This window comes from Methylobacterium mesophilicum (genome assembly GCF_036441335.1).
In the GTDB taxonomy this organism is placed as follows: Bacteria; Pseudomonadota; Alphaproteobacteria; order Rhizobiales; family Beijerinckiaceae; genus Methylobacterium; species Methylobacterium mesophilicum_B.
In genome coordinates, this window is the sequence record NZ_MLBW01000003.1 from 64049 (window position 1) to 71069 (window position 7021).

Annotated in this window: 6 protein-coding genes and 1 pseudogene; 4 read left to right on the top strand and 3 right to left on the bottom strand. The window is 74.4% G+C overall.

The features are described from left to right. Positions 1–19: 19 nt before the first annotated feature. Positions 20–1486 (bottom strand): amidohydrolase family protein, encoded by a 1467-nt coding sequence (locus tag MMR14E_RS02225; RefSeq protein WP_331312627.1) that lies wholly within the window; start codon positions 1484–1486, stop codon positions 20–22. Positions 1487–1655: 169 nt separating this feature from the next. On the opposite strand from MMR14E_RS02225, the gene MMR14E_RS02230 reads away from it, so the two are divergent. Beyond that, positions 1656–2336 (top strand): aspartate/glutamate racemase family protein, encoded by a 681-nt coding sequence (locus MMR14E_RS02230; protein ID WP_331312628.1) that lies wholly within the window; start codon positions 1656–1658, stop codon positions 2334–2336. Between the two features lie 13 nt (positions 2337–2349). Then, positions 2350–3669, top strand: coding sequence for a dihydroorotase (locus MMR14E_RS02235; protein WP_331312629.1), 1320 nt, complete (start codon positions 2350–2352; stop codon positions 3667–3669). 11 nt (positions 3670–3680) lie between these two features. Here MMR14E_RS02235 and MMR14E_RS02240 read toward each other — a convergent pair whose 3' ends face one another. Together MMR14E_RS02240 and MMR14E_RS02245 are read right to left on the bottom strand one after the other, a co-directional pair. Continuing rightward, positions 3681–3917 carry a M20/M25/M40 family metallo-hydrolase gene (locus MMR14E_RS02240; RefSeq protein WP_331312633.1) on the bottom strand — a complete coding sequence of 79 codons (237 nt, stop codon included), beginning with the start codon at positions 3915–3917 and terminating at the stop codon, positions 3681–3683. 133 nt (positions 3918–4050) lie between these two features. Beyond that, a pseudogene (locus MMR14E_RS02245) lies at positions 4051–4968 on the bottom strand (M20/M25/M40 family metallo-hydrolase); the annotation flags it as partial. 226 nt (positions 4969–5194) lie between these two features. Here MMR14E_RS02245 and MMR14E_RS02250 point away from each other — a divergent pair. Together MMR14E_RS02250 and MMR14E_RS02255 are read left to right on the top strand one after the other, a co-directional pair. Continuing rightward, complete coding sequence (locus MMR14E_RS02250; protein WP_331312630.1) at positions 5195–6211, top strand: LLM class flavin-dependent oxidoreductase; 1017 nt, start codon at positions 5195–5197, stop codon at positions 6209–6211. 162 nt (positions 6212–6373) lie between these two features. Beyond that, a complete protein-coding gene (locus tag MMR14E_RS02255) occupies positions 6374–6763 on the top strand; it encodes a nuclear transport factor 2 family protein (RefSeq protein ID WP_331312631.1) in 390 nt (129 codons plus the stop codon). Positions 6764–7021: the final 258 nt, after the last annotated feature.

Here is a 7021-nt window from a genome sequence, read left to right on the forward strand (position 1 = left end):
GGATCACGGCGCGGGGACCTCACAGCCCCGGGAAGGTCGGCGGCGCGATCGCGTCGGGGCCGCGCCCGGCCCAGTCGAGCTGCCGGATCTGCGCCAGGGCGCGGCCCTGCGCCTCCTCCAGCGCCGCCGCGGCGGCGGCGTAGTCGATGGTGAGGGCGCGGCCGTCGCGCACGATCTCACGGCCGCCGACGAAGACCTGCCGGACCGCGCGGTCGCCGGCCGAGTAGATGAGCGACTGCACGGGATCGCGGCACGGGCGCATGGCCGGGTGGGCGCAGTCGACGAGGACGAAGTCGGCCTTGCAGCCCGGCGCGAGCCGCCCGATGTCGGTGCGCCCGAGCGCCCTGGCGCCCCCCACCGTGGCGGCGTGGAACACGTCCGCCGCGCGGGTATCGCGCGGGTTCTCGGCCACGACCCGGGCGAGGTACGAGACGAGGCGCATCTCGTCGAGCATGTTGTGCGGGTAGACGTCGGTGCCGATGCCCATGTTGACGCCGGCCTGCAGGTAGCGCCCGAAATGGTGGAGGGCGATGCCCCGGCGGGCGAAGACCGTCGGGCAATGGGCGACCGTGGCGCCGCGCTCGGCCAGCCGGCGCAAGTCCGAGCCCGGGCTGTGCCAGTGGGTCCAGGGATGGTCGTCGAGGAAGATCCCGTGGCCCACGATGGTCCGCTCGGTGAGCACGCCGAGATCGTCGAGCCACTCGATCGGCGTCATCCCGGTGCGGCGGGTGATCTCGTGGAACTCCGACAGGGACTGCGCCGCGTGGGTGTGGAAGCGCAGGTCGCGCGCGACCGCCTCGGCGTGGCCGTCCCGCAGCAGCTCCGCCGTGCAGGTGTCGACCTGCGCCGGACAGAGCATGCCGGAGAGGCGGCCGCTCGGGTGCCCCTCCGCCGCCGCGATCTCGGCGAGCGCCTGCTCCAGGCCGCGCTGGCCCGCCGCCGCGTCCCATTCGTACTCGACGCTGTGGCCGTTGCGGGTGAGCCAGCGACCCGAGCGGAACATCGGGGCGATGCAGACGCGCAGGCCCGAGGCACCGAGGAGATCGAGCCAGCCCTCGCTCGGCAGGGCGAGGTCGCAGACGGTGGTGACGCCCGACAGGGCGAGCTCCGCGAGGGCCACCCCGTAGGCGGCCCGCGTCCCCTCGGCGTCGGGTCGCAGGATCGGGAGATACTCGTAGAGCGAGGTGTTGTAGAGCCGCTGGCTGCCGACCTCGTCCCACATGCCCTTGTTCATCGGCTCCGAGAACAGGTGCGTGTGGATGTCGACGAGCCCGGGCATGACCATGCAGCCCGAGGCGTCGACGGTCCGGGCCGGCTCGGGACCCGCGTAGCCCGGCCCGACATGGATGAGAACGCCGTCCGCGAAGGCGATGTCGGCACCGGTGCGGTAGACGTGACCGCCGCTGTCCGGATCCCAGGCGACGACCCACCGTGCCCCCTTCACCAGAGTGATCTCGGCGGTGGCGTCCGGAGCTTCGTCGTGCATCGGTCACTTCTCCCTTGCGTCGGCGGGCGGGCAAGAACGGTGCCTCTCGGTCGGATCGGCGGCCCCCCGGCCCGGGTTTCGCTTGGCCCCATCCGCGGTCACGATGGGTCGGTCGACGTCGCGGCACCGGGGTCGGTCCGGGTCGAACGGTATTCAGAGGGAAGGCGCCGTGCAGCCTGGCGATACCACCGCGCCCCCGCGCATCCTCGTCATCAACCCGAACGCGTCCCGGGCGGTGACGGCCGCCATCGACGACGCCCTGGCACCGCTGCGCCTGCCGGGCGGCCCCATCCTGGCGGTGACCGACCTGCCGGAGGGCCCGGAGAGCATCGCGACCCAGCAGGACGCGGACTCCGTGGTGATGCCGCTCGTGCGGCGCGTGGCGGACGATCCGTCCGACGCCTTCGTCATCGCCTGCTTCAGCGATCCGGGCCTGCACGCGGTCCGGGAGGCGGCAAGCGGTCGCCCGGTGATGGGCATCGCCGAGTGGGGGATCCTGCGGGCCCTGACGCTCGGGGAGCGCTTCGGCATCGTGGCGCTGTCGGAGGGCAGCGTCCGGCGGCAGCGCCGTGCGGTGCGGCAGATGGGCCTCGCGGATCGTTACGCCGGAAGCCGGCCCGTGGAGGCGCGGGCCTCCGAGACGGCCGACGCCGCGATGGGCCCGCGCCTGATCGCCGCCGGTCGGACCCTGGTCGAGCGCGACGGCGCCGACGTGGTCGTGCTCGGCTGCGCCGGCATGGCGCGCCACCGGGGCGCCGTGGAGGCCGCGATCGGGTGCCCCGTCATCGAGCCCTGCCAACAGGCGGCCGCCGCGGCCCTCGGGGCCGTGCTGCTCCGGGCGGCCCCGTGAGAAGGAAACGGTCATGCACTACGACCTCCTGATCCGCGGCGGCACCTGCGTGACGCCCTGGGGCTCCGACGCGGTGGATGTCGGGGTCCGCGACGGGCGCATCGCGGCCCTCGGGGTGCCGGCCGGTGCGACCGGGGAGGCGGTGATCGACGCCGCGGGCCTGCACGTCCTGCCCGGCCTGATCGACAGCCACGTCCACCTGCGCGATCCCGGCGACCCGGCGGTGGAGACGATCGAGACCGGCACGCGCGCCGCGATCCTCGGCGGGATCGCCACGCTGTTCGACATGCCCAACACCGTCCCGCCGATCGCCGATGCCGGGCGCGTCGCCTGGAAGCGCGACTACGTCGCGGGCCGCAGCTGGTGCGACATCGGCCTCTACGTGGCCGGGACCAAGACCAACATCGACGCGCTCGCTGCCCTGGAGCGCGAGGCCGGGGTCTGCGCCGTCAAGGTCTTCGCCGGCAGCTCCACGGCGGCGCTGATGATCGAGGACGACGCGCATCTCGAGCGGGCGATGCGCGCCGGCCACCGGCGCATGGCGTTCCACAGCGAGGACGAGTACCGGCTCCAGGCGCGCAGGCCGCTGTTCAGCCGGGGCCAACCCTACCGGACCCACATGGAATGGCGCGATCCGGAATGCGCCTTCCAGGGGACGCGGCGGCTCATGGCCCTCGCCCGCAAGACCGGCCGGGCGACCCACATCCTGCACGTCTCGACCGCCGAGGAACTCGCCTACCTGCGCGACTTCCGCGACGTCGCCACCGTCGAGGTGCTGGTCAATCACCTGACCCAGGTGGCGCCGGACTGCTACGACACGCTGGGCGGCCTCGGCGTGATGAACCCGCCGATCCGCGACGCGCGCCACCGGGCGGCCGCCTGGGCGGCCCTTTGCGACGGCACCGTCGACACGGTCGGCAGCGACCACGCGCCCCACGCGCGGGCGGCCAAGGCGCAGCCCTGGCCGGACTGCCCGGCCGGCCTCACCGGGGTCCAGACGCTGGTGCCGGTGATGCTCGACCACGTCGCGGCGGGGCGGCTGTCCCTCGCCCGCCTCGTCGACCTGATGGCGGCCGGGCCGGCCCGCGTCTACGGGCTCCTCGGCAAGGGCCGCATCGCCGCCGGTTACGACGCGGACTTCACGCTGGTGGACCTGAAGGCCCGCCGCAGGATCGAGGAATCCTGGATCGTGTCGCCCTGCGGCTGGACGCCCTTCGCGGGCGTCGACGTCACCGGCTGGCCCGTCGCCACGATCGTGCGCGGGATCCCCGTCATGCGCGACGACGCGGTGCTGGGCGAGCCCGTCGGCCGCCTCGCGCGCTTCGCCGCCTGACGGGGCGCCCGTCATGCGGTGCAGGTCTCCGCCACGAGCCACGCCGTGAGGATCGCCACGGCATCGAGCAGGTCGTCGATCGCCATGGCTTCTCGGGGATTGTGGCTGCCGTTGGCGTTGCGCACGAACAGCATGGCCATCGGCACGCCGGCCTTGGCGAAGGCGGCGGCGTCGTGGGAGGCCGGGCTGCCGAGGGGCCGGGTCGCGATGCCGAGCGCGTCCGCGGCCGCCGCGAACCCGTCGCGGATCCGCGGCGCGANCGGCGCCGACGCCCGCCTCGGCGCGCGGTCCCAGCGTCACCGTCACGGCGCGGCGCGCCGACACCTCCGCGACGGCCGCCAGGAACGCCGCCTCCAGTTCCGCCAGCACCTCGGCCGCGTAGGCCCGCATGTCGAGGCTGAACCGGAACTCGCCCGGGACCGTCGTCAGGCCGTGCGCCGCGGCGTCGGTGTGGAACCGGCCGAAGGTCACGGCCATCGAGCAGCCGGCCGCCTCGCGCTCCGCCCAGACCCGGTCCAGAGCCAGGGCGATCTCGGCCCCGGCCATGGCCGCGTCGCGCCGGAAGCGGCGCGGCGTCCCGACATGGTCGTAGCGGCCGGCGATGCGGACGTCGGGATAGCGGACGTTACCGGGGATCCCGGTGCACAGCCCGACCGGGATCCCGGCTTCCTCCAGGCTCGGCGCCTGCTCGATATGCACCTCCAGGAAGGCGTGGATCGCGGCGGCGTCGAGGGCCGCCGGTCCGCGGGTGAGCGCGTCCGGGTCGCCGCCCTCCCGGGCGATGTGGGCGGCGAGGCTGAGGCCGGTGTCGATCCGGGCCGCGTCGAGCGCCCCGTCCGGCAGGGCTCCGAGCGCCGCGCGGCTCCCGATGTACGAGACCTGGAACCAGACGCTCTCCTCGGCGCGGATGCCCAGGACGGTGATGTCCCGCTCCGGCTCCAGACCGAGCCGGCGGATGGCCGCGACGGCGGCGAGCCCGGCCACGACGCCGGCGGCCCCGTCGAAGTTGCCGCCCTGGGCCACGGTGTCGAGGTGGGAGCCGATCAGGATCGGCGGCAGGGTCCGGTCCCGCCCGGGCAGCGTCATCGCGGTGTTGGCGGCGGCGTCCCGGCCGATCGCGAGACCGAGATCCGCCGCGCAGCGCGCCACCGCCGCGTGCGCCGCGGTCTCCTCCGGGCTGTAGGAGGGCCGGGTGAACCCGGGCTCCGTCCGGCCGCACCGGGCCAGCTCGGCGAACAGGGCCTCGACCCGGCCGCGCTGCGCGCGCACGGCGGCCTCGATGGCGGATACGCGGTTCATCACGACGCCTCCCCGGGCGCGGGTTTCCAAGTCGGGCCCGCCGGTGCCCCTGCCACTTCCGTGCCGGCCCGCCGGAACACCGGGCCCCGTCACCGAGACCGAGTCTGCCGGATCGCCGGCCGCGCGGCCAGCCGCGCGGGTCAGCCCCGCGGCGCGGGATCGTTGCCCGACAGGGACCCGGCGGCTATCGCCGGTCCCGGCAGGCAGGCAGGCAGGGGTTCTGCGGATGAAGACGATCGGGTTCCTGTCCTTCGGGCACTGGTCGCCGGCCGGCGGGTCGGCGACGCGCAGTGCGGCCGACACACTCCTCCAGTCGATCGACCTCGCGGTCGCCGCGGAGGAGCTCGGGGCGGACGGCGCGTATTTCCGAGTCCACCATTTCGCGCGCCAGCTCGCCTCGCCCTTCCCGCTGCTGGCGGCGGTCGGCGCCCGGACGAAGCGCATCGAGATCGGCACCGGCGTCATCGACATGCGCTACGAGAACCCGTTCTCCATGGTGGAGAATGCCGGCGCGGCGGACCTCATCGCGGGCGGACGCCTGCAACTCGGGCTCAGCCGGGGCTCCCCCGAGCAGGTCATCGACGGCTGGCGGCATTTCGGCTTCGCCCCGGGCGAGGGCGAGACGGACGCCGATATGGGGCGCCGGCACGCGGAGGCCTTCCTCGATCTCCTGAAGGGAACGGGGTTCGCCGAGCCCAACCCGCGGCCGATGTTCGCCAACCCGCCGGGGCTCCTGCGCCTGGAGCCGCATTCCGAAGGGCTGCGGGACCGGATCTGGTGGGGATCGGCCTCCGACGCCACCGCGATCTGGGCGGCGCGGCAGGGCATGAACCTGCAGAGCTCGACCCTGAAGGCGGACGAGACCGGCGAGCCGTTCCACGTCCAGCAGGCCCGGCAGATCCGCCGCTACCGGCAGGCGTGGCAGGAGGCGGGGCACGCCCGCGCCCCGCGGGTCTCGGTCTCGCGCTCGATCTTCGCGCTCGTGAACGACCGCGACCGCGCCTATTTCGGGCGCGGCGCGAGCAGCGACCAAGTCGGCATCATCGACAACATGCGGGCGGTGTTCGGCCGCTCCTACGCCGCGGAGCCGGACCGGCTGATCGACGAGCTGCGCGACGACGCGGCCATCGCGGAGGCCGACACCCTGCTGCTGACGGTCCCGAACCAGCTGGGCGTCGCCTACAACGCCCACCTCATCGAGAGCCTGCTCACGCACGTGGCACCCGCGCTCGGGTGGCGCTGAGCCGCCCTGCGGACCGGGCCGTCGCGGCGCGAGACGGGCGCGGGCCAGGCCCGTCCCCGGCCCGTCGGCCTACCCATCGCCGCGAGCGTGCGGTAGCCTCCTCGTCGGCCCGGCGAGCGGCGCCGGCGCACCCAAGTCCCGTGCCTGAAGGGGATCCCGGGGATGTCGCACGCCCTCGACTGGGCCGCATTCGCCGACGCGTGGTGCGCCGCCTGGAACGCGCACGATGTCGAGCGGGTGCTGACCCACTTCCACGACGACGTCGTGTTCACCTCGCCGGGCGCCGCGCGCATCGTCCCCGCTTCGGGCGGAACGGTGCGGGGCAAGGATGACCTGCGCGCCTACTGGACGGAGGCCCTGCGGCGCATCCCGGATCTCCGCTTCACGGTGGAGCAGGTCTTCGCGGGCATCGACACGCTGGTGATCCAGTATCGCAACCAGACAGGCGTGAGCGTCAGCGAGGTGCTCGTCTTCGAGGATGGCCGCGTCCGGGCGGGGCACGGCACCTACCCGATCGGTGTCGACAACCCCGTCGGTGCCGCGGCGGGCTAGGGCCGTTCGCGATGCGGCCGCGCCGGCCACGGCGGGGCCGCCCGCATCGCAACCGGGTCCGGTCGCGTTGGTTGGCGTCGCGTGGCGAACGGGCGCGGGCCCGCTGCCCGCAGCGGGAGACGAACCATGAGTGATGGCTACCCCTCGATGACGGCGCTCCTGGGCCTTCTCGCCCTGGCAGGCTACCAGAATCGCGACAAGCTCGCGGACCTGCTGGGCGGCGCCGGTCAGACCGCGCCCGCGGGCCCCGGCGGCCCG

Bases quoted from the DNA above. Each gene is read 5' to 3' on its own strand.
- MMR14E_RS02225 (WP_331312627.1), bottom strand. From the start codon at position 1,486: ATGCACGACGAAGCTCCGGACGCCACCGCCGAGATCACTCTGGTGAAG.
- MMR14E_RS02255 (WP_331312631.1), top strand. From the start codon at position 6,374: ATGTCGCACGCCCTCGACTGGGCCGCATTCGCCGACGCGTGGTGCGCC.
- MMR14E_RS02235 (WP_331312629.1), top strand. From the start codon at position 2,350: ATGCACTACGACCTCCTGATCCGCGGCGGCACCTGCGTGACGCCCTGG.
- MMR14E_RS02250 (WP_331312630.1), top strand. From the start codon at position 5,195: ATGAAGACGATCGGGTTCCTGTCCTTCGGGCACTGGTCGCCGGCCGGC.